Source organism: Kaistia nematophila (assembly GCF_026343855.1).
Taxonomy (GTDB): domain Bacteria; phylum Pseudomonadota; class Alphaproteobacteria; order Rhizobiales; family Kaistiaceae; genus Kaistia; species Kaistia nematophila.
Genome location: NZ_JAPKNK010000002.1, coordinates 648,699 through 668,173, shown reverse-complemented (window position 1 = coordinate 668,173; position 19,475 = coordinate 648,699). Strand labels below are relative to the sequence as shown.

The window sequence follows — 19,475 nt, the reverse complement described above, 5'->3', positions numbered from 1 at the left end:
GCTCAGAACCCCATCGGCGGCGGGCCGCCCATCCGGCGCGAACCGGCGGCGGAGGCGGTCGCGGAGCCCTCGCCGGTGACGACCTTGTCGCCGGCCTTGAGGCCCGACTTGACCTCGGCGATGACCTTGTCGTTGAGGCCGATATCTACCTTGCGCGGCGTGATCTTGTCGCCCTCGACGACACGAACGGTGTAGCTGCCATCGGCGTTGCGCGGACCGAGGGCCACGGCCGGGACCGTCAGCACATCGTTGGCCTTGCCGAGCACGATATGGACTTCGGCCGTCATGTAGGTGCGGAGCCGGCCGTCCTCGTTCGGGACGTTGAAGATGCCGTTGTAGTAGATCGCCGACGAGGTCGACGAGGAGGAGGTCGTCGTCGACGAGGTCGAGAAGCTGCTGTCGCTGCGGATCGATTCCGGCGCCGGCTCGATCGAGGCGAGCGTCGCCTCGTAGCGCCGCTCCGGATCGCTCAGGATGGTGAAATAGATCGGCTGCCCGGCGCTGACCCGGACGATGTCGGCCTCGGAGATTTCGGCGCGCACCGTCATCACGTCGAGCTGGCCCATGATGACGATGGTCGGCGCCGACTGGGCGGCGTTGACCGTCTGGCCTTCCTGGGTGACGACGGCGAGCACGGTGCCGTCGATCGGCGCGGTGATCTGGGTGTAGCCGAGATTGGCCTCGGCGGTCGAAACCGCGACTTCCGCCTCGATGATGCTAGCGTCGAGCGCCTCGATCTGGGCGCGGGTCGTCTTGACGTTGGCGTCCGCCGTCTCGAAATCGGCCTGCGAGACGGCCTTCTGCGCCAGCATGGATTTCTGTCGCGCCAGCGTCTGCTCGGCGAGTAGCAGCGAGGCTTCCTTCTCGACGCGCTGGGCCCGGATATTGGCGAGCGCGGCCTTGGAGGTGCGGAGCGCGTTCTCCTGCGTGACCGAGTCGATCTCGGCGATCAGGTCGCCCTTATTCACCTGCTGGCCGAGCTCGACCTTGAGCGCGGTGACGCGGCCGGAGACCTGCGCGCCGACGGCGACGAGCTTGGACGGCTTCAGCGTACCGGTCGCCAGGACCGTCTCCTCGACGTTTCCGGTCGAGACGGTTGCCGTCATCATCGCCGGTGCCTTGGCGCCGGTGATGCTGGAGCGGAAGGCGTAGCCGGCGCCCGCCAGCACGATGAGCGCGAGGATCAGGAGGGGGAGGCGGGAGCGCCTGCCTTTGGGGTTCGTGCTCATGCGGGGCGTTTTCCGAAATAGGGCTGGACTGCCTTGGGCCGGGTGCGCAGGGAAGCGGCGCACGGTGTCGGCGAGGCGATGTCGGGGTGGAGAAAGCGGCGGCGCTGGCGACTATTGCCGGGCAATATGCGGGCCCGTTCGCTTGTCGACGATGACCGGCTTCGAACTGTCGATCGTGCCGCTCCAGCCGCCGCCGAGCGCCTTGTTGAGCGCGATATAGTCGGTGGCGATGGCGACGCGGCTTTCGATCAGGGCGTCCGAGGCCGAATAGAGCGAACGCTCGGCGGTCAGCACGTCGAGGAAGCTGGAGGAGCCGGCCTGGAACAGCGTGCGGGCGACGGTGTTGGCCTCGCCATAGGAGCGGGCGGCCGAGGCGAGCTTGCCGGAGCGGATGCGCTCCTGCGACAGCGCGACGATGGCGTTCTCGACGTCTTCGAGCGCAGTCAGTACCGCCGCCTGATAGGCGATGAAGCTCTGGTCGCGTTGGGCCTGCGTCACCTCGACCGCGGCCTTCAGCTGGCCGCCGTTGAAGATCGGCACCGTCAGGGTGGGACCGAAGGCCCAACTGATCGACGAGCTCTTGCCGAGATCGCCGAGCTTGGCACCGTTGGTGGCGATGTTGCCGGTCAGGCTGGCGCTTGGATAGCGCGCCGCCTCGGCCTGGCCGATCTTCGCCGTCGCGCTCGCATATTGCGCCTCGGCGAGGCGGACATCCGGGCGGGCGGTGAGGATATCGGCCGGGATGCCGGCCGGAATGGGCAGGCGCGGCGCCGGGACCGGTTTCGGCTTCTTCATCCGCTCGACCAGGGCGCCGGGAGCGCGGCCGGTCAGGACGGAGAGGCGGTGCACGGTCTCGGCATAGGCGGCTTCGAGCGACGGGATGCCGGCCTCGGTGCTGCTGGCCTGGCCCTCGGCCGTTGCGACGTCGGCGGCGGTGGCGCCGCCGGCCTCGAATTTGTTGCGGGTGATCGCCGCCGTCTCGCGCTGCGATGCCGCCGTGCGCCTGGCGAGCGCGATGCGGGCCTGGTAGCCGCGGGCGGTGACATAGTTGCTGGCGACGTCGCCGATCATGGTGAGCAGAGCCGCGCGCAATTCTTCCTCGGCCGCATCCATGCCATAGCGGGCCGCCTCGACGGCGCGCTTGTTGCCGCCGAAGAGGTCGAGCTCCCAGCTGGCGTCGAGCCCGGCCTGGAACTGGCTGGAGACGTCGCCATTGCTCTTGCTGCGCGTGGCGGCGCCGCTGCCATTGGCCGACGGCAGAAGCGTGCCGACCGTCTGGCGGTAGCTGGCGCGCGCTTCGCGGATGCTGGCCTTGGCGGTGGCGACGTCGAGATTGCCGGCGACGGCCTCGTTCACCAGATCATCGAGCATCGGGTCGCCGAGGTGTTGCCACCATTGCGACAGCTCCGGCGGCTTCGACGGCTTGACCGCGGAGCCGGCGCTCCATTTCATCGGCAGCGAGACTGTCGGCTTCTCGACATCCGGCCCGACGACGACGCAGCCGCCGAGCGCCGTCGTCAGGGCAAGCAGCAGCCCCAGACGGGACAGTCTGGCGGACGTGCGCTGGGATGCTCCGGATGGAGCCTGTCCGGAGCGCGGTTCCGCAAATTGCCGGGCGACCGGAAGCCTTTGAAGAAGCAAGTGTGAATCCAAATTAATTATAATGAAGGCTAGCTATATTCGTCGGCTCGACGGCCCGTCAACGCCGCCCGGCAGGGCGCATGGCCGCATGCAGATTGCGCTGCGGCGTCTTGCACGCGGCCTTCGCGGAGGCCGGATCTGCATGTCTGGCGTGGCAGCCGCTATGATCGGCGCAGGGAATCGCGGGCGGCTGGATCCAGCCAGCCTGCCTCACAGGAGAAAGACGGCGTGACGGTCACGATCTACGGCATCAAGAACTGCGACACGATGAAGAAAGCCCGGCAGTGGCTTGATGCCAATGGCATTTCCTATGCGTTCCATGATTACAAGGCCGAGGGCATCGATCGCGCCCATCTCGATCGCTGGGTCGGCGAGCTGGGCTGGGAGACGGTGCTGAACCGGGCGGGAACGACGTTCCGCAAGCTCGAAGACGCCGACAAGCAGGATCTCGACGCCAGCAAGGCGATCGGCCTGATGCAGGCGCAGCCCTCGATGATCAAGCGGCCGATCCTCGATCTCGGCGACGGTCGCCTGCTGGCCGGCTTCAAGCCGGAGATCTATGCGGCGGCGTTCGAATAGGCCTCATGTTGATATAAGGATATCTTTATATCCCGCTTGACGGAGGGCGGCACGACGCCTAGGAGTCGGGCGTCGTGGTTCCCTGGGCCGTCTGCGCGGCGCCAGGGCTAAGAGGGAATCCGGTGCGTCTGTCCGAAGGGGCGGGCAATGCCGGAGCTGCCCCCGCAACTGTGAGCGGCGAGCCCGGGTCCATTCCGTGTCACTGAAGCGAGAGCTTCGGGAAGGCCGGGCCGGGGCGGCGACCCGCGAGCCAGGAGACCTGCCGCGACCTCATAACGTCCCTGGGCGGGGTGTCCCGGTGGTGCGCTTGCGCCCGCCGTTCTTCGCGCCGGGATTCTACGCATGCGTCCGCTCGGCCTTTGCCCCCAAACATTTGGGGTAAGCCGATGTCTCCTTCTCCTTCCACGCTGCCTGTCAGCACGCTCGGTACGCCGCGGATCGGTCCGCGCCGCGAGCTCAAGTCTGCCCTCGAAAGCTACTGGTCCGGCAAGAGCCGCTCCGATGACCTGCTCGCCAGCGCCGCCGCGCTTCGCGCCTCCAACTGGGCGCGCCAGCATGCGCTCGGCGTCACCAACATCCCGTCGAACGATTTCTCGCTCTATGACCATGTGCTCGACACCAGCCTCATGGTCGGGGCGATCCCGGAGATCTATGGCTGGACCGGCGGCCCGGTGCCGCTCGACACCTATTTCGCCATGGCGCGCGGCAGCCAGGGCGATGGCGCGCATGCGGATTGCGGGCATCATCATCACGGCGCGGGGCAGGGCGTGCCGGCGCTCGAAATGACGAAGTGGTTCGACACCAACTACCACTACATGGTGCCGGAATTCACGGCCGGGCAGCGCTTCAGCCTCGCCGCGACCAAGCCGCTTGACGAATATCTGGAGGCGAAGGCGCTCGGCTACGAGACGCGGCCGGTGCTGCTCGGTCCCGTCAGCTATCTGAAACTCGGCAAGAGCAAGGATGCCTCGCTCGATCCGCTGTCGCTGCTGCCCGGCCTGCTGCCGGCCTATGTCGAGATGCTGCGCCGGCTGGCGGCGAACGGCGCCGAATGGGTGCAGATTGACGAGCCCTGCCTCGTCCTCGACCTCGACGACAAGAGCCGGCAGGCGCTCCGCGTCGCCTACGGCATGTTCGCCTATGCGCTGCCCAAGCTGAAGCTGATGCTCACCCCCTATTTCGGCGCGCTCGGCGACAATCTCGACACCGCGCTGGAGCTGCCCGTCGCGGGCCTGCATCTCGATCTCGTTCGCGCGCCGGAGCAGCTCGATGCCGTGCTGGCGAAGGCGCCGCGCGGGCTCGTGCTGTCGCTTGGTGTCATCGACGGCCGCAACATCTGGCGCGCCAATCTCGCCACCCTGCTCGACCGGCTGGAGCCGGTGGTGGCGCGCCGGGGTTCGGATCATATCCAGATCGCTTCGTCCTGTTCGCTGCTGCATGTGCCGATCGACCTGGAACAGGAAACCGAACTCGACGCCGAGCTGAAGAGCTGGCTGGCCTTCTCCGTCCAGAAGATGGGCGAACTGGCGAGCCTCGGCCGGGCGCTGGCGGGCGGGCGCGAGAGCGTCGCCGCCGAGATCGCCGCCTCGGTGCTTGCCGTCGGCACGCGTTCGACGTCGCCCCGGGTTCATGACGCCGCCGTGGCGGCCCGCTCCGCCGCCGTCACCGCCGAGCAAGCGCGGCGGGCGAGCCCGTTTGTCGAGCGGCACGCGCTGCAGCAGGGCGTGCTCGACCTGCCGGCCTTCCCGACGACGACGATCGGCTCCTTCCCGCAGACGTCAGAGGTGCGCAAGGCGCGCGCCGCGCATGCCAAGGGCGCCCTGGACGACACCGCCTATGAGGCGTTCCTGTGCCATGAGACCGAGGCGGCGATCCGCTGGCAGGAGGAAATCGGGCTCGACGTGCTCGTCCATGGCGAGTTCGAGCGCAACGACATGGTGCAGTATTTCGGCGAACAGCTCGCCGGCTTCGCCTTCACCAAGTCCGGCTGGGTGCAGAGCTATGGCTCGCGCTATGTGCGGCCGCCGATCCTGTTCGGCGACGTGTCGCGGCCGAAGCCGATGACGGTCGAATGGTGGCGCTATGCCCAGTCGGTGACGAGCAAGCCGATGAAGGGCATGCTGACCGGACCGGTGACGATCCTGAACTGGTCGTTCGTGCGCGACGACGTTCCGCGCAGTGTCGCATGCCGGCAGATCGCGCTCGCCATCCGCGACGAGGTGCAGGATCTCGAGAAGGCCGGCGCGTGCATGATCCAGATCGACGAGGCGGCGCTGCGCGAGGGCCTGCCGCTCCGGCGCGGCGAATGGGGTCCCTATCTCGCCTGGGCCGTCGAGAGCTTCCGGCTCTGCGCCTCGGGCGTCGCTGACCGGACCCAGATCCACACCCACATGTGCTATTCCGAGTTCAACGACATCATCGACGCCATCGCGGCGATGGATGCCGACGTGATCTCGATCGAGACGTCGCGCTCGAAGATGGAGCTGCTCGAAGCCTTCGTCGGCGACAATTATCCGAACGACATCGGGCCGGGCATCTACGACATCCACTCGCCGCGCGTGCCGGCGGTAGCAGAGATGACCGACCTGCTCGACAAGGCGGTCGAGCGCCTGCGGGCGAGCCAGATCTGGGTCAATCCGGATTGCGGGCTGAAGACGCGCAAATGGGAGGAAGTCCGCCCGGCGCTCGTCAACATGGTGGCAGCCGCCCGGCAATTGCGGGCGCGCTTCGCCGAAGCCACGGAGTAACTCCGGGTGTCAGCCATGCCGGGGAGCCCTCTCCGGCATGGCGAAAGGCGAGGCCGACAAAGGCGAGTCCGGCCAACGGCTTGCGCGGTTATCCTCGCAGGGCGCGCAGCGCGTTCAGGATCACGGCGACGTCGATCGCCTCCTGCAGAAGTGCGCCCTGCAGTGGCTGCAGGTAGCCGAGCGCGGCGGCGATCATGGCGAGGATCGAAAGGCCGAGCCCGACGACCACGCTCTGCATCGCGATCTTTGCCGAGCGATGCGAGATTCCGATCGCATCGGCGAGGCGGTCGAGCCGGTCGACCAGCAGCACGACATCGGCCGATTCCGACGAGGCGGCCGCGCCGCGCGCGCCCATGGCGACGCCCACGTCGGCGACCGCGAGCGCCGGTGCGTCATTGACGCCGTCGCCTACCATCATGACGGGGCCGATCTTGCGCGCCTCCAGCACGACATCGACCTTTTCCTGCGGCGTCAGGTCGGCCTTGAGCGCGTCGATGCGCAGGGCCTCGACCAGCGGCCTCGCCACGGCGGCGCGATCGCCCGTCGCCAGCACGATGCGGTCGATGCCGGCCTTGCGCAGGCGCTGGATGACGGTCGCCGCGTCGCCGCGCATCGGATCGGCTAGCACCAGCACGCCGGCCAGCGTGCCGTCCACGACCACGTCGACGGTAGCGGCGCCGCTTGCGAAGGCCGGCTTGCCGATCCTGCCATTGTCGCCGACATGGTCGCGCGCATAGATCGAGCCGCCGACGGCGACCTTGCGGCCGTCGACGATGCCCGCGAGCCCGGCGCCCGCCGTCTCCAGCACGTTCTGCGGCGTTGAGAGGCGGAGCGAGCGCGCCCGCGCGGCCTCGATCAGCGCCTCGGCCATGACATGGGTCGAAGCCTGATCGAGCGAGGCGGCGAGGCGTAGGATCTCGTCGGCCTCGAAGCCGGGCGCGGCCCAGATGTCGGAGAGTCCGGCGCGGCCATGGGTCAGCGTGCCGGTCTTGTCGAGCACGGCGACGCGGGCGCGGCCCAGCGCTTCCAGCGCGCCGCCGCCCTTGACCAGAACGCCGACGCCGGCCGCCCGCGAGATGCCGGCGATGATCGCGACGGGTACGGCGAGGATGAGCGGGCAGGGTGTCGCCACTACCAGCACGGCAAGCGCGCGAATCGGGTCGCCGGTCCAGATCCACGCGCCGCCGGAGAGCAGCAGCGTCAGCGCGAGGAACCAGAGCGCGTAGCGATCGGCGAGGCGGACCGAGGGCGCCTTCGATTGCTGCGCCGACTCGACGAGCCGCACGATGCCCGCATAGGCGCTGTCGGCGGCGGGGCGCAGCACGGTGAGATCGAAAGGCGGGCCGATCGCCGTCGTGCCGCTCAGCGCCTCGCCGCCGCTTTCGACCGTGACGGGCAGGGATTCGCCGGTCAGCGCCGAGGTTTCGATCGTGGCGCTCCGGCTGGCGACGACGCCATCGACGGGGAGCACCTCGCCTTGCCGGATCAGCAGCCGGTCGCCGGGCGCCAGGCTCTCGATCGCCACCTCCTGCAGCCCGTCCGGGCCATGCTTCATCGCCGTGCGGGCGACCCGGCCGAGTAGCGCGGTCATCTCGCGGCGGGCGCGACGCTCGGCAAAGTTTTCGAGAAACTGGCCGCCTGCATACATCAGGGCTACGACGTTGCCGGCGAGCGGCTCGCCGAAGGCGAGCGCCGCCGACATGGAAAGCGCTGCGATGATGTCGAGCCCGGCATCGCCGCGCCGGAGCGAGGTGACGATCTGGATCAGCAGGCTGAGCAGGACCGGCAGCGTTGCCAGGCCCCAGACGAAGGACGCCGCGCCGCGGCCGCCGACGAGATAAAGCAGCGCGCCGGCCGAGAGACCGCCGAGCGCCGCGGCGAGAAGCGCCATGTTGCTCGACCAGATGGGTCGCCGCGTCTGCTCCATCTTGCCCGAAATCCCCAGCCCCGTTCGCTTCGGCGCAGCTTCCCCGGGAAAGCCGCTCGGCTCCCGGTTGCACCTGTCTGGCGACAGCAGCGCATTTTCTCGCGGCTGTCGATGGGCGAGGGGCGGTGCTAGCGGTCTTCTCCGGCTGCATCCCCGGATTCCAGGATCGCCTTCAGCACCACCGCCTGATTGTGGGTCTCGTCCTTGGCGCCATACAGCAGTGTCGTCGTGCGGCCGGCGCATTGGGCGCGGAGGGCGGCGACGGCGTCCGGCTGTGCGGCCAGCTCGGCGCGATAGCGGATGACGAACTCGTCCCAGTTCGCTGCCTCGTGGTGGAACCAGGTGCGCAGCTCCGTCGAGGGCGCCAGTTCCTTGGCCCAGAGATCGACGCCGGCGCGCGCCTTGCTGATCCCGCGCGGCCAGAGCCGGTCGACCAGCACGCGAAAGCCGTCGGCGGCAGAGGCGGGCTCATAGATGCGTTTCAGCAGGATCATGCCGGATCATCGCCGGAATGCGGCATTCGGTCCAGAGCGCGGGAGCGTCGTCAGCCGGTGGCCGGCGCGACGGCCTTCGCCGGTTGCCGCTGCACGCGCTGGCCGTACCAGATGCTGCCGAGCACGGCGACCATGCCGATCAGCTGCGCCGGGCTCAATGTCTGGCCGAGCGCGGCCCAGCCGAGGATGACGGCGGTGAGCGGGCTCAGGAAGCCGAGCGGCGACACGGTCGGCGGCCCCAGCCGCTCGATGCCGCGGAACCACAGCGTGTAGGTCAGCGCCGCGCCGATCAGGCCGAGATAGGCGAGGCCCAGCACATTGGCGCCGGTCAGCTCTGCCGGCATCGGCTCCAGCCACAGCGCGAGCGGCAGCAGCAGGATGCCGCCGGCGGTCAGCTGCCAGGCCGTGAAGGTCAGGGGCGAGACGGGCGGCTGCCAGCGCCGCGTCAGCACGTTGCCGCAGGCCATCGACACGGCGCCGACGAGCCCGGCGAGGATGCCGATCGGATCGAGCGCCGCCTGCGGCGTCAGGATCAGCAGCGCCACGCCGGCCATGCCGACGATGGCGGCGAGCACCGCCAGCGGTCGCACGGCCGTGCCGAGCAGCAGGCGGGCGAGCAGGATGACGATCAGCGGCTGCACGGCGCCCACCGTCGCGGCGACGCCGCCGGGAAGCCGATAGGCCGAGACGAATAGCATCGCCCAGAAGATCGAGAAATTGAGCGCGCCGAGCACGAAGACGCGTGGCCACCAGATGCCGTGCGGCAGCCTGCGCACCGCCACGAGCAGCAGCAGGCCGGCAGGGAGGGCGCGCAGCACCGAGACCGTGAGCGGAATCCCCGGCGGCAGCAGTTCCGTCGTTACCAGATAGGTCGTGCCCCAGATCGTCGGCGCGATTGCCGTCAGGAGCAGGTCGAGATTGCGGGACATGACGGCACTTTCGCGGGATATCTCGACTTCAAGATAAATCAGTTTGTCTTGACGTCAAGATATCGCAGAGGCGATGGTCGTCCCATGGATGCCGTCGACGAAATCCTGAAGCAATGGAACCACCATCGGCCCGACCTCGATGTCGAGGCGATGGGACCGATCGGCCGGCTGGGCCGGATCGTGCATTACCTCACCCGCGAGATGGACAAAAATCTCGCCCAGTTCGGGCTGACGGCGGCGAGTTTCGACGTGCTGGCGCCGCTGCGCCGTTCCGGGCCGCCCTACCGGCTTTCGCCCGGGGATCTCCTGGCGACGATGATGGTCACCTCGGGCACGCTGACCAACCGGATCGATCAGCTCGAGAAGGCCGGACTGGTGGTGCGCCTGCCGAACCCGGACGATCGGCGCAGCCTGCTGATCTCCCTGACCGAGGCGGGCTTCGCCACGATCGACGCGGCGGTGACCGCGCATGTCGAGACGCAGAAGCGGCTGATCTCGATCCTGTCGCCCGAGGAGCAGGCGGCGCTCGATCCGCTGCTGCGGAGCTTCCTGGCCGGGATCGCGGCGCGCGAGCTAGGTTGAGGCCGGGTGCCTCGCCTCGTGATCGAGCAGCCAGCGCTTGCGCTCCGTGCCGCCGCTATAACCGGTCAGCGCCCCGTCGGCGCCGACCAGCCGGTGGCAGGGGATGACGACGCAGAACGGATTGGCGCCATTGGCATGGCCGACGGCGCGGGGGGCCTGCGGCCTGCCCAGCTGCTCCGCCAGCCGGCCATAGGCGAGCGGCGCGCCCGGCGGCACCTCGCGCAGCGCCTGCCAGACCTGCTGCTGGAACGGCGTGCCGTCCGTCTTCACCGCGATCCGTTCGAGCGCCGCGATCTCCCCGGCGAAATAGGCCCGCATCGCATCCGTGATCGCCACCGGCGCGGCGCCCGGCTCCAGAGAAAAGCCGTCCCTGCCGAGCCGGCGCGCCAGCAGGCGATCGAGTCGGTCCTCGCATCCGACATAATCCGTCGCGCGCAAGAATCCGTCACGGTCGGCGGCGAGCAGCATGTCGCCGATTGGCGTCCGGAACGTCTCGACAGTCAGCCGGATCGGCATGGCTCAGCTCGCATCGTGGAAGATGAGCCCAAGCGTGTGTCGGCGGCCGGAGCGGACGCGGCTGACGCCATGGCGGAGGTTGACGCGGTAGCTGCCCTTCGTCCCCTGGACCGGGCGGTTGTGCACGGCGAAGGCGACGGCGTCGCCCTGGCGGAGCGGCACCACCTCGGCCCGGCTCTGCATGCGCGGCCGCTGCTCGGTCAGCACGAACTCGCCGCCGGAAAAATCCGCGCCCGGCTCGGAAAGCAGGATCGCCACCTGCAGCGGGAAGGCGAGGTCGCCATAGAGATCCTGGTGCAGGCAGTTGAAATCGCCGGGCCCATAGCGAAGCAGCAGCGGCGTCGGCCGAACCTGCCCGGCGGCGTGGCAGAGCGCGAGATAGTCGGCATGTTCCGCCGGATAGCGGGCGTCCTCGCCCATCCGCGCGTTCCAGTCGTTCGCGACCGACGCCAGCCTTGGATAGAGCGCGGTGCGCAGGCTCGCCACCAGATCCGGCAGCGGATAGCGGAAATAGCGATATTCGCCCCGGCCGAAGCCGTGCCGCGCCATGTGGATATGGCTGCGAAAATGCGCCTCCTCGTCATAGAGCGCGGCGATCGTCCGACACTCTTCCGCCGAAAGCAGGCCCTCCAGCACGGCATTGCCGTAGCCGTCGAGATCGGCGGCGAGGCGTTGCCAATCATGGCCGCCGACGCGGGTCTCGGCCGCGTCGGCGATGCCGGTCAGGCGGGGCGCGGCGGCGTTCATGCCTGCGCCTCCTTCTCGAGCAGCGCGCGCTTGCGCTCGACGCCCCAGCGATAGCCGGAAAGCGCGCCGTCGTTGCGGACGACCCGGTGGCAGGGGATCGCCACGGCGATGGCGTTGGCGGCGCAGGCGCCCGCCACGGCGCGCATGGCGGTCGGCGCGCCGATCCGCTCGGCGATGTCGCGATAGCTCGCCGTCTCGCCGGCCGGGATCGCGCGCAGCGCCTGCCAGACGCGCTGCTGGAACGCCGTGCCGCGCACGTCGAGCGGCAGGTCGAGGCCGAGCTGCGGCGCCTCGACGAAGCCGACCACCCGCGCCACCAGGGCTTCGAATTCCGCGTCGCCGCCGATCAGATTGGCGTTCGGAAAGCGGTCCTGCAGCTCGCGCGCCAGCGCGTCCGGGTCGTCGCCGAGCGAGATGGCGCAGATGCCCCTGTCGCTTGCCGCGACCAGGATGGCGCCGAGCGAGCATTGCGCCAGCGCGAAGCGGATGTCGGTATCCACCCCGCCGGCGCGATAGGCCGTCGGCGTCATGCCGAGCACGGCGTTCGAGGTCGCATAGAAGCGGCCGCTCGAATGGAAGCCGGCATCATAGATCGCCTCGGTGACGCTGCCGGCGCGGGCGAGCTCCGTCTTGGCGCGCGAATCCCGATGCGCGGTCGCATAGGCCTTGGGCGTCAGCCCGGTCACGGCCTTGAAGACACGGTGGAAGTGATAGGGGCTCATGCCGACCGAGCCGGCGAGCGCCTTCAGCGACGGCATCGCCTCGGCCGTCTCGATCGCCCGGCAGGCCTTCGCCACCGTCGCCGCATGCTGCTCGGCGAGCGAGGCGGCGTTCGGCGTGCAGCGGCGGCAGGCGCGGAACCCGGCCGCCTCCGCCTCGGCCGGACCGGCGAAGAAGGCGACGTTTTCTGGCTTCGCCGGCCGCGCCGCGCAGGAGGGTCGGCAATAGACGCCGGTCGTCCGGACCGCATAGACGAAATCGCCATCCGCCGCGCGGTCGCGCGCAACCACCTTCTGCCAGCGCGGGTCGCGCTCGACGGCGCGGGCCGCGGCGGCGGCGCGGCCGGCCTTGGTTTCAGCCTTGGTCTCGGTCCCGGCTCCGGTGGCGTTGCGGGCCGGGGCGTTCGGGGGCAGGGCGTTCTCGTGCAGCGCTTGGGCCATGACATTCATCCTTCGCATGGATCGTGCCCTCTAGGTAGGCCCCGGCCGGCAGGCCCGCACTCCGGCGCTTGCTTTCGAATTTCCGCGACAGGAGCGCCAGCGCGACGTGGCGGGGAGGGCGCGGATCCCGGGCATTCGCCCGCCTGAAATCCCCGGTTGCAGGGTCGGTCCTCGTCAATTGACCGCTGCGGCGCGGAGCTGTTCAATACAGGCCGGGAGCCTGGGGGGCGGACATGAACCACACGATTCGAAATTGCGCGGCCGCGGCGCTGCTGGCGCCGGCGCTGCTGCTGGCGCAAGGCGGGGCCAGTTACGCCAAGAACGGCCAGAACGCGGCGGCGATCATCGGCGGCATTGCCGGCCTCGCGGTCGGCGCGGCGATTGCCGACAGCGCCAACCGCAACAACGACATCTATGGCGCGCCGCCGCCGCCGAGCTATCGTCCGCCGGCGCCGTTCTCGCCGGCCGGCGGCGTCATCTGCTATCCGGAACAGCGCGCCTGCTACAACAATGGCGGCGCCTATAGTGGCAACTGGACCTGGCGCGTCTATGGCCGCTGAGGGGAAGATCATGTTCGCAACGTCGATCCGCGCCGCGCTCGCCGCCGCCGCTTTCGCAACCCTTTTCGGCGGCCCGCTCGCCTCGGCCAACGCCGAGACGGCCAACATCGCGCCGCAGCCGCCGGCCGGCGCCACGGCCCCCGCGCCCGACGCCGACAATGACCGCGCCGACGCCGCCTGGGCCGATTTTCTCGAGACCGAGGGCGCCATCCTCGCCGATGCGCAGTTCGCGGCGCTGAACAACCTCGCCTTCCAGGCGGCGGCGGTCCGCGTCTGCGACGGCCACGCCCTCGCCAAGGAAGCCTTCGGCAAGGCGATCGGCGACGTGATCGCGAGCGGCGACAAGCAGCTTTCGGATGACGACGCCGAAGCGCGGAAAACGGCGATCCTCGTCGCCTTCGGCGCGCGCTACGGCCTGTTCATCGCCGAAGCCCACGGCGACAAGGTCGACTTCTGCGCCTCCGCCGCCAAGCTGAAGGCGGAGCCGGACGGCACGCCGGTGTTTCTGGAGTAAGGTATTTGGGCGAGGAGCGGGGCGGCGTCCGGTAGGGCGCCGCCTTGATCTAGGTCCCACGTCTCACAGCAACCTGTGACTGGATGAGTTCAGTGTAAGACTTCTCTGGTGGTCTTCTGCTCGATCGCTTTTGGCGACGTGGTTGGAAGCGCGGGCATTTCGGGTGCCGCTGCAGTTTGACAGCAACGCCTCAATCTCTGCCGTTTGAAGGACACGCACTGACCCGAAAGCAGCGAATGATGGCTATGGCTGGCCCATAGGTGCAGAAAGAGTAGAAAGCCCACCTTCGCCACTGATTCAGCACAGCAGAAGCGCAGGCCGAGAAGTTGGCATCTACGTGCCAGGTGGTCACCTACAGGGTCTGCAATGTCGACGGAGAATTCGTGATCCGAGAATGCGGTAAATATGATTAGATGCAGCTACTTGTTTTGCGTGGAACAATGAGAGCGCGCCCTTTGATTGATCGGCTGAATATATGGTTGGGTGCAAAGCCTTGGTTTTGGAGATTCCGAGCGGGGCTTGGAAAGATCCGGTTTGTGTTCGAGAGTCTCGCCTATAGGAGGAGCGCCTCAGCAACCGTAGCAAAGGTAAACGCTCGCATCTTGGGCTCTTTCGCCTGGGTCGGCGTGAAGAGCCTATTCTGGATCGTTTTGGGATTGGCGGTGCTAATTTATGCAGAGAACTATGCAAGAGATAATCATTCTTGGCTTTCACCGCTGACTGTCGATGAAGTATCATTCAATATTGAACAACTGCGAATGTACGCGCAGCTTCTTACGACAATTTTCTCAATATACTTTGCTACGATTGGCATTATCTTAGGTGCTGGCTACACGCGACTTCGCCGCGACATCATCCACATGCTTACCAATGAGCAGGTGGGCAGTGTCTATTCGCGGGTCCTAGTGGCTGCCGCGATGTTCTGTTTGGCAGCGACGGCTTTGCCCTCATTTGGATTTGTGCCCGGGCTGTTTGTCTACAGCGTCGGAACAGTTTTGACGTTGTTGAGCTCTCTCGCCTTGTTTCCGTTGGGCCAGAGATTGTTCAATTTCTTTAATCTCAATGTACTTGTTCGCAGCGAAATACTCCCCAGCATTGTGCGTCACATCGAAGGTGCTGCGAGCCGGAAAAATTCGATCTCGTTGGCCAACCATCATTCAACGGTTGCGCGACATGTTCTTGAACAACTCTCGTACATTGATGACCGGATAAAGGCTAACGAAGACAGTTTGGAGGAAAACTTACCCGCGTTGACCGGCGACCATACTGCTTTGCTTCTGCACTATCTTCAGCAAAAACATAAAATTGACCGAGACAGCTACTGGTTCCCGAGGCGTAGCAAGCACAAGCAATGGTTCTTCGCTGGGGACACCGCGACGTCTATGGCGCTGCGAACGAGCAGTCAGCAAATGCTGGTAGAGGAAAAAGCCGACCACCAGTGGCTCGAAAACGAGATCGTCGACCGGCTTGCAGGCCACATCGAGCTTGCGTTCAAGGTCGGAAACTTCGACCTTGCATTGAAACTCCTCGGTCGCTTTTCGACCCGAGCTTCTGCGTATGCGACACAATTCCAGTTCGATCTCGGTATGCAGGAACTCAAAAGATTTAAAGAGATCATTGAACAAGATTTGGCGACAGAAGGCGTCTCGATACGAAGAAATTTAGCAGTGACAAGGATCTCTATAGCTGACGCATGGGCTGCGTTGGGGAGTAATCTATGCTTTGAAGCTCTTCGTCGAATTTTTACATTCGAGGTGGAGTTGAAGCGATTCTTCGATGCGGATGATTGGAGCAACGATTCTCTAAGTGCTTTACCCGCTTTTCTACAAATTGAACTCGCATTCATCGTTGAACGCATTGAGTTTGAGCGACAGATAGAAGGGCATCGTCTTTCCAAGCCAAAATACGTGCAGCAGTTGGCGGTCCAGAAACTTTTGCACCACTATGCGAAAATCCTGCGGGAGGTGTGCGACTTTTACCAAAAGTTGGTTCCAGAGTTCGTGGCCACATTGATAGAGCTGAAAATGTCTGAGGCCGCTACGCAAGTCGTCCTTGCAAGCTTGCATGGCCACTGGAAACTTTCACGTTGGCTCGAGGACATGACCAAGCTGATTGATCGATATCGTGAGTTCGGTCACTACACGGAAGCACAATACTTGCTACCAACCATCGACGTTACCGCAATGTCCAAGCAAATTGCAGCGTCGCGAGACGTCGCACTTGCAACGCTCGGCAGCGGAGCGACGGTAGCACACATCTTCGAACCAAAACACAACGAAGAGATTCCAGATCACTTTGGGCAGATTTACTTTGAGCTAGCTGAAGCATGTATTAGTTCTCTTGAGCAAAACGACGAATATAAGCTTCAGAAAATTCTCCCGATGTTTATGGCTCTTGCTTTTTTGGCGTCGGACTCAAAATTTGCGGACCCACTGCTCGACATTAATGACGAGTTCCGGCTTCATCTCATTTCAACTGTGATCAACGATTTGGCGTCGGTCTTAGGATTTGCGATTCTCTACGGAGCATACTTCGACAACGAGAAATTGTCGGACGCGGCGCTGGCCAGGTTCGATGCCTGGATCGGGCAAGTCACGGACAAGAAACTGCATCTTAAAAGAATGTTACTGCTCTCTGATCCGCACAACTTTAGTATGAGTGCGTCCCCGCGTGGATTGATAAGGATCAACTGGAAAATATCATTCGAACAGCGTGCGCGACATGACGGGTTTGGGGACCGAATGGGGATGACGCGACGGCAGAAGCACCCGAACAAGATCGTGAGGGAATTCCTAAACTCGCATTCTGAAGCGTCTCATCTGTTTTTTGCGGCGCATATTTTGTTGGATAATGAATTCGCGGACATTGATATAGATCATCAGATCACTGATCTTGCTCGCCGATTGCATAATAAACCTGAAGAGTTTGCGCGTGAAGATATTTAAGGCAGAACCACTGCGCCGCTACCACTCTGACAGCGCTCATCCTGGGTTTCTTGATCGGCTATTTTGCAAAGTGGAACCAGAGGGGGATGGATTTAATCGGCGAATGTTTGAAGAGGACTTCGCCAGAATTTTCAACTACGCCGACCGACATAGAGGAAGATTGTTTGACATTTCTTCGAATGACGAAGAGCTAACCAAGCGATTGCTCTCTAATGTTCATACCGGCTACGGATCGCATCTTGCCGATGAAGCAGTTTGTGAGTGGGTAGAGGACATTGCCCAATCGCTTGTCTGGTTCGGTGTAGTCCACTATTCCCTGAAGGATGTCGCCGAAAGTGGTGACATTCACATAGCTTCGTTCGGCTCGAGTGGCGTTGTGCATCTCTTTGGCACGCAAATTCAGTGGGTACCAAGACGCACCGAACGACATTGAGATCGTGACGACGAAGAGGTTCCCAGAGAGATACGTATTCTCGATTCAGACAAAGTGATGCGCTTTGTTATGCCCAAAGCAATCAGGCGCATGCGTCCTAAACAGAACAGGACTTTAGCTGTCTTAGACAAGCATCAGTTTGGGGTAGTCGACTTTCAACCTCAGGCCTCGCACGAGAATCCAAACCCCACCAACCATTTTGATTTCAGCGTTTGGCGAGATACGCAAGAGCGTGCTCTGTACCGCTCCACGCGAGCCACCGGTTGGAACGGCAGAAAGTACGACTCTTCCAAGCGCTCCGATTTTTTCGATTGTCACCGGTTGATCCGATTCCGGCGCAACCAACTTGTGCTAAGAGACGATATTCTGAGCCAGCTCAGTGCAGGGCTCACAAGGGTGGGCAAGGGCTACAACGCCAATTTTTCCGTACAAATATCTAGAACAGATAAGCTGCCCAGCGTCGCACACCTCAACGAACTGGAAGCAAGACTGACCCGAGAAGAAGCGAGCTTCACCGAAATCATTGACTATTGCTTCGGGCGATGAAGTGGCCGTGTTAGGTCGCCGCATCGCAGCATTCTATAAGCCCGATGAACAGCAGGCTTCGTGGCGGCGCGGGAGACTTCCCTGACGGCGACTACCGGGTCGTGAGTTGCCGTTTTGTGATGAACGGCAGTCCTCGTCAGTTGTCGATACGAACGCGGCGGGTTCGCACCAGATTTCCTCATCCCCCCTCGAACACCTTCGCCACCACGGCCCTTGCGTCCGCCTGGATCTGCGCCAAATGGTCGGCGCTGAGAAAACTCTCGGCGTAGATCTTGTAGACTTCTTCCGTGCCGGAGGGGCGGGCGGCGAACCAGCCGTTTTCCGCCACCACCTTGATGCCGCCGATCGAGGCGTCGTTGCCCGGCGCGCGGGTCAGGCGCGCCGTCACCTTCTCGCCCGCCAGTTCGTCGGCCGAGATCTTTGACGGGTCGAGCTTGCCGAGGATCGCCTTCTGCTCCGTGGTCGCCGGGGCGTCGATGCGCGCATAATAGGATTTGCCGAGATCGGCGGTGACCGACTGGTAGAGCTGGTTCGGGTCGCTGCCGGTGACGGCGGTGATCTCGGCCGCCAGCAGGCCCATGATCAGGCCGTCCTTGTCTGTGGTCCAGACCTCGCCGTCGCGGCGCAGGAACGAGGCGCCGGCGCTTTCCTCGCCGCCAAAGGCGAGCGAGCCGTCGATCAGCCCGGCGCTGAACCATTTGAAGCCGACCGGCACCTCGACCAGCTTGCGGCCCATCTTCGCCACGACGCGATCGATCATGCCGCTGGAGACGGCCGTCTTGCCGAAGGCGCTCGAAGCCTTCCAGTCCGGCCGATGGGTGCAGAGATAGGCGATCGAGGCGGCGAGGAACTGGTTGGGGTTCATCAGCCCGCCCGAGGGCGTGACGATGCCGTGGCGGTCGGCGTCGGTGTCGTTGGCAAAGGCGATGTCGAATTTGTCCGCCAGCGCGATCAGCGGCGCCATGGCGTAGGGCGACGAGCAGTCCATGCGGATCTTGCCGTCCCAGTCCGCCGTCATGAAGGAGAAGGTCGGGTCGACGATGTCGTTCACCACCGTGGCGTCGAGCTTGTAGCGCTCGATCATCGGCTGCCAGTAGCGCACGGCGGCGCCGCCGAGCGGGTCGATGCCGATCTTCACGCCGGCCGCGCGGATCGCGTCCATGTCGATGACCCTGTCGAGATCGGCGACATAGGGGGTGATGTAGTCATAGGAGCGGATGCAGGCTTCCTTGCGCGCCCGGGCGAAGGGCAGGCGCTTCACGCCGGCAAGCTTGGCCGCCAGGAACTCGTTCGCCGCCTTGCCGATCCAGGAGGTGACGTCGACATCGGCCGGGCCGCCATTGGTCGGGTTGTACTTGAAGCCGCCGTCATCGGGCGGATTGTGCGACGGGCTGATCACGATGCCGTCGGCGAGGCCTTCGGTGCGGCCGCGATTGTAGGTGAGGATCGCGTGCGAGATGACCGGCGTCGGCGTGTAGCCGAGATGCTCGTCGACCATGGTCACGACGCCATTGGCGGCGAGCACCTCGATCGCCGAGGCAAGCGCGGCTTCCGAGAGCGCGTGGGAATCCATGCCGATGAAGAGCGGGCCGGTGATGCCGGCGTGTTGGCGATACAGGCAGACGGCCTGGGTGATCGCCAGGATGTGCCATTCGTTGAAGGCGGAGGCGAAGGCCGAGCCGCGATGTCCGGACGTGCCGAAGGCGACCTTCTGGGTCGGGATCGCCGGGTCGGGTTGCAGCGTGAAATAGGCGGTCATCAGCCGCGGGATGTTGGTCAGGGCCGAGCGCGGAACCGGCTTGCCGGCGAGAGGGTGGAGCGTTGCTTCCGACATGTGTTTTCTCTGCGATTCCACGGGGCTGATGTTGGGCGATCATGAGGGGCGGCGCGGGCGCGGGCAATATGCGTTTTGGCTGGCCCGCGACG

At 65.1% G+C, this 19,475-nt stretch carries 17 protein-coding genes and 1 riboswitch; of the genes, 8 read left to right on the top strand and 9 right to left on the bottom strand.

The genetic code is table 11. From position 1 onward, the window contains the following. Positions 1-2: 2 nt before the first annotated feature. Positions 3-1,229: an efflux RND transporter periplasmic adaptor subunit gene (locus tag OSH07_RS07410; RefSeq protein WP_266337972.1), complete on the bottom strand. Its 1,227-nt coding sequence runs from the start codon at positions 1,227-1,229 to the stop codon at positions 3-5. Between the two features lie 111 nt (positions 1,230-1,340). Beyond that, a complete protein-coding gene (locus OSH07_RS07405; RefSeq protein WP_420909610.1) occupies positions 1,341-2,768 on the bottom strand; it encodes an efflux transporter outer membrane subunit in 1,428 nt (475 codons plus the stop codon). A 330-nt stretch (positions 2,769-3,098) separates the two neighbouring features. Between OSH07_RS07405 and OSH07_RS07400 the strand changes: the two genes are divergently transcribed. After that, complete coding sequence (locus OSH07_RS07400; protein WP_266337971.1) at positions 3,099-3,449, top strand: ArsC family reductase; 351 nt, start codon at positions 3,099-3,101, stop codon at positions 3,447-3,449. A 58-nt stretch (positions 3,450-3,507) separates the two neighbouring features. Next, positions 3,508-3,730: riboswitch (cobalamin riboswitch) on the top strand. A gap of 105 nt (positions 3,731-3,835) precedes the next feature. Then, entirely contained in the window at positions 3,836-6,196 is a 2,361-nt protein-coding gene (gene metE / locus OSH07_RS07395; RefSeq protein WP_266337970.1) for a 5-methyltetrahydropteroyltriglutamate--homocysteine S-methyltransferase, read from the top strand. Positions 6,197-6,284: 88 nt separating this feature from the next. Here the strand turns inward: metE and OSH07_RS07390 are convergent, their stop codons facing one another. The 3 genes from OSH07_RS07390 to OSH07_RS07380 form a co-directional block, all read right to left on the bottom strand. After that, positions 6,285-8,087, bottom strand: a complete 1,803-nt coding sequence (locus OSH07_RS07390; RefSeq protein ID WP_266337969.1) for a heavy metal translocating P-type ATPase — start codon at positions 8,085-8,087, stop codon at positions 6,285-6,287. A 164-nt stretch (positions 8,088-8,251) separates the two neighbouring features. Further along, positions 8,252-8,617, bottom strand: coding sequence for a DUF488 domain-containing protein (locus OSH07_RS07385; RefSeq protein ID WP_266337968.1), 366 nt, complete (start codon positions 8,615-8,617; stop codon positions 8,252-8,254). 50 nt (positions 8,618-8,667) lie between these two features. Beyond that, complete coding sequence (locus OSH07_RS07380) at positions 8,668-9,546, bottom strand: EamA family transporter (RefSeq protein ID WP_266337967.1); 879 nt, start codon at positions 9,544-9,546, stop codon at positions 8,668-8,670. An 84-nt stretch (positions 9,547-9,630) separates the two neighbouring features. On the opposite strand from OSH07_RS07380, the gene OSH07_RS07375 reads away from it, so the two are divergent. Beyond that, a complete protein-coding gene (locus OSH07_RS07375; protein WP_266337966.1) occupies positions 9,631-10,128 on the top strand; it encodes a MarR family winged helix-turn-helix transcriptional regulator in 498 nt (165 codons plus the stop codon). Here the strand turns inward: OSH07_RS07375 and OSH07_RS07370 are convergent. Genes OSH07_RS07370 through ada form a run of 3 tightly spaced genes read right to left on the bottom strand, consistent with a single transcriptional unit; the run spans position 10,120 to position 12,551 of the window. Continuing rightward, positions 10,120-10,644: a methylated-DNA--[protein]-cysteine S-methyltransferase gene (locus tag OSH07_RS07370; protein ID WP_266337965.1), complete on the bottom strand. Its 525-nt coding sequence runs from the start codon at positions 10,642-10,644 to the stop codon at positions 10,120-10,122. The genes OSH07_RS07375 and OSH07_RS07370 overlap by 9 nt on opposite strands. Before the next feature lie 3 nt (positions 10,645-10,647). Then, positions 10,648-11,391, bottom strand: a complete 744-nt coding sequence (locus OSH07_RS07365) for a 2OG-Fe(II) oxygenase (RefSeq protein ID WP_266337964.1) — start codon at positions 11,389-11,391, stop codon at positions 10,648-10,650. Next, positions 11,388-12,551 (bottom strand): bifunctional DNA-binding transcriptional regulator/O6-methylguanine-DNA methyltransferase Ada, encoded by a 1,164-nt coding sequence (gene ada, locus OSH07_RS07360; protein ID WP_266337963.1) that lies wholly within the window; start codon positions 12,549-12,551, stop codon positions 11,388-11,390. The genes OSH07_RS07365 and ada overlap by 4 nt, the downstream gene beginning before the upstream one ends. A gap of 233 nt (positions 12,552-12,784) precedes the next feature. Here ada and OSH07_RS07355 point away from each other — a divergent pair, with 233 nt between their 5' ends. The 5 genes from OSH07_RS07355 to OSH07_RS07335 all read left to right on the top strand — a co-directional run bounded on the left by OSH07_RS07355 (position 12,785) and on the right by OSH07_RS07335 (position 17,549). Continuing rightward, a complete protein-coding gene (locus OSH07_RS07355) occupies positions 12,785-13,111 on the top strand; it encodes a YcgJ family protein (RefSeq protein WP_266337962.1) in 327 nt (108 codons plus the stop codon). Positions 13,112-13,121: 10 nt separating this feature from the next. After that, a complete protein-coding gene (locus OSH07_RS07350) occupies positions 13,122-13,625 on the top strand; it encodes a hypothetical protein (RefSeq protein ID WP_266337961.1) in 504 nt (167 codons plus the stop codon). Between the two features lie 602 nt (positions 13,626-14,227). Beyond that, a complete protein-coding gene (locus OSH07_RS07345; RefSeq protein WP_266337960.1) occupies positions 14,228-16,570 on the top strand; it encodes a hypothetical protein in 2,343 nt (780 codons plus the stop codon). Beyond that, positions 16,557-17,003 (top strand): hypothetical protein, encoded by a 447-nt coding sequence (locus OSH07_RS07340; protein WP_266337959.1) that lies wholly within the window; start codon positions 16,557-16,559, stop codon positions 17,001-17,003. The genes OSH07_RS07345 and OSH07_RS07340 overlap by 14 nt, the downstream gene beginning before the upstream one ends. A 57-nt stretch (positions 17,004-17,060) precedes the next feature. Further along, the gene (locus OSH07_RS07335; protein WP_266337958.1) at positions 17,061-17,549 is read left to right on the top strand and encodes a hypothetical protein; all 489 of its coding nucleotides are present in this window, start codon (positions 17,061-17,063) and stop codon (positions 17,547-17,549) included. A gap of 178 nt (positions 17,550-17,727) precedes the next feature. On the opposite strand, the gene pgm is transcribed toward OSH07_RS07335, so the two are convergent. Beyond that, positions 17,728-19,383 (bottom strand): phosphoglucomutase (alpha-D-glucose-1,6-bisphosphate-dependent), encoded by a 1,656-nt coding sequence (gene pgm, locus OSH07_RS07330; protein WP_266337957.1) that lies wholly within the window; start codon positions 19,381-19,383, stop codon positions 17,728-17,730. Positions 19,384-19,475: the final 92 nt, after the last annotated feature.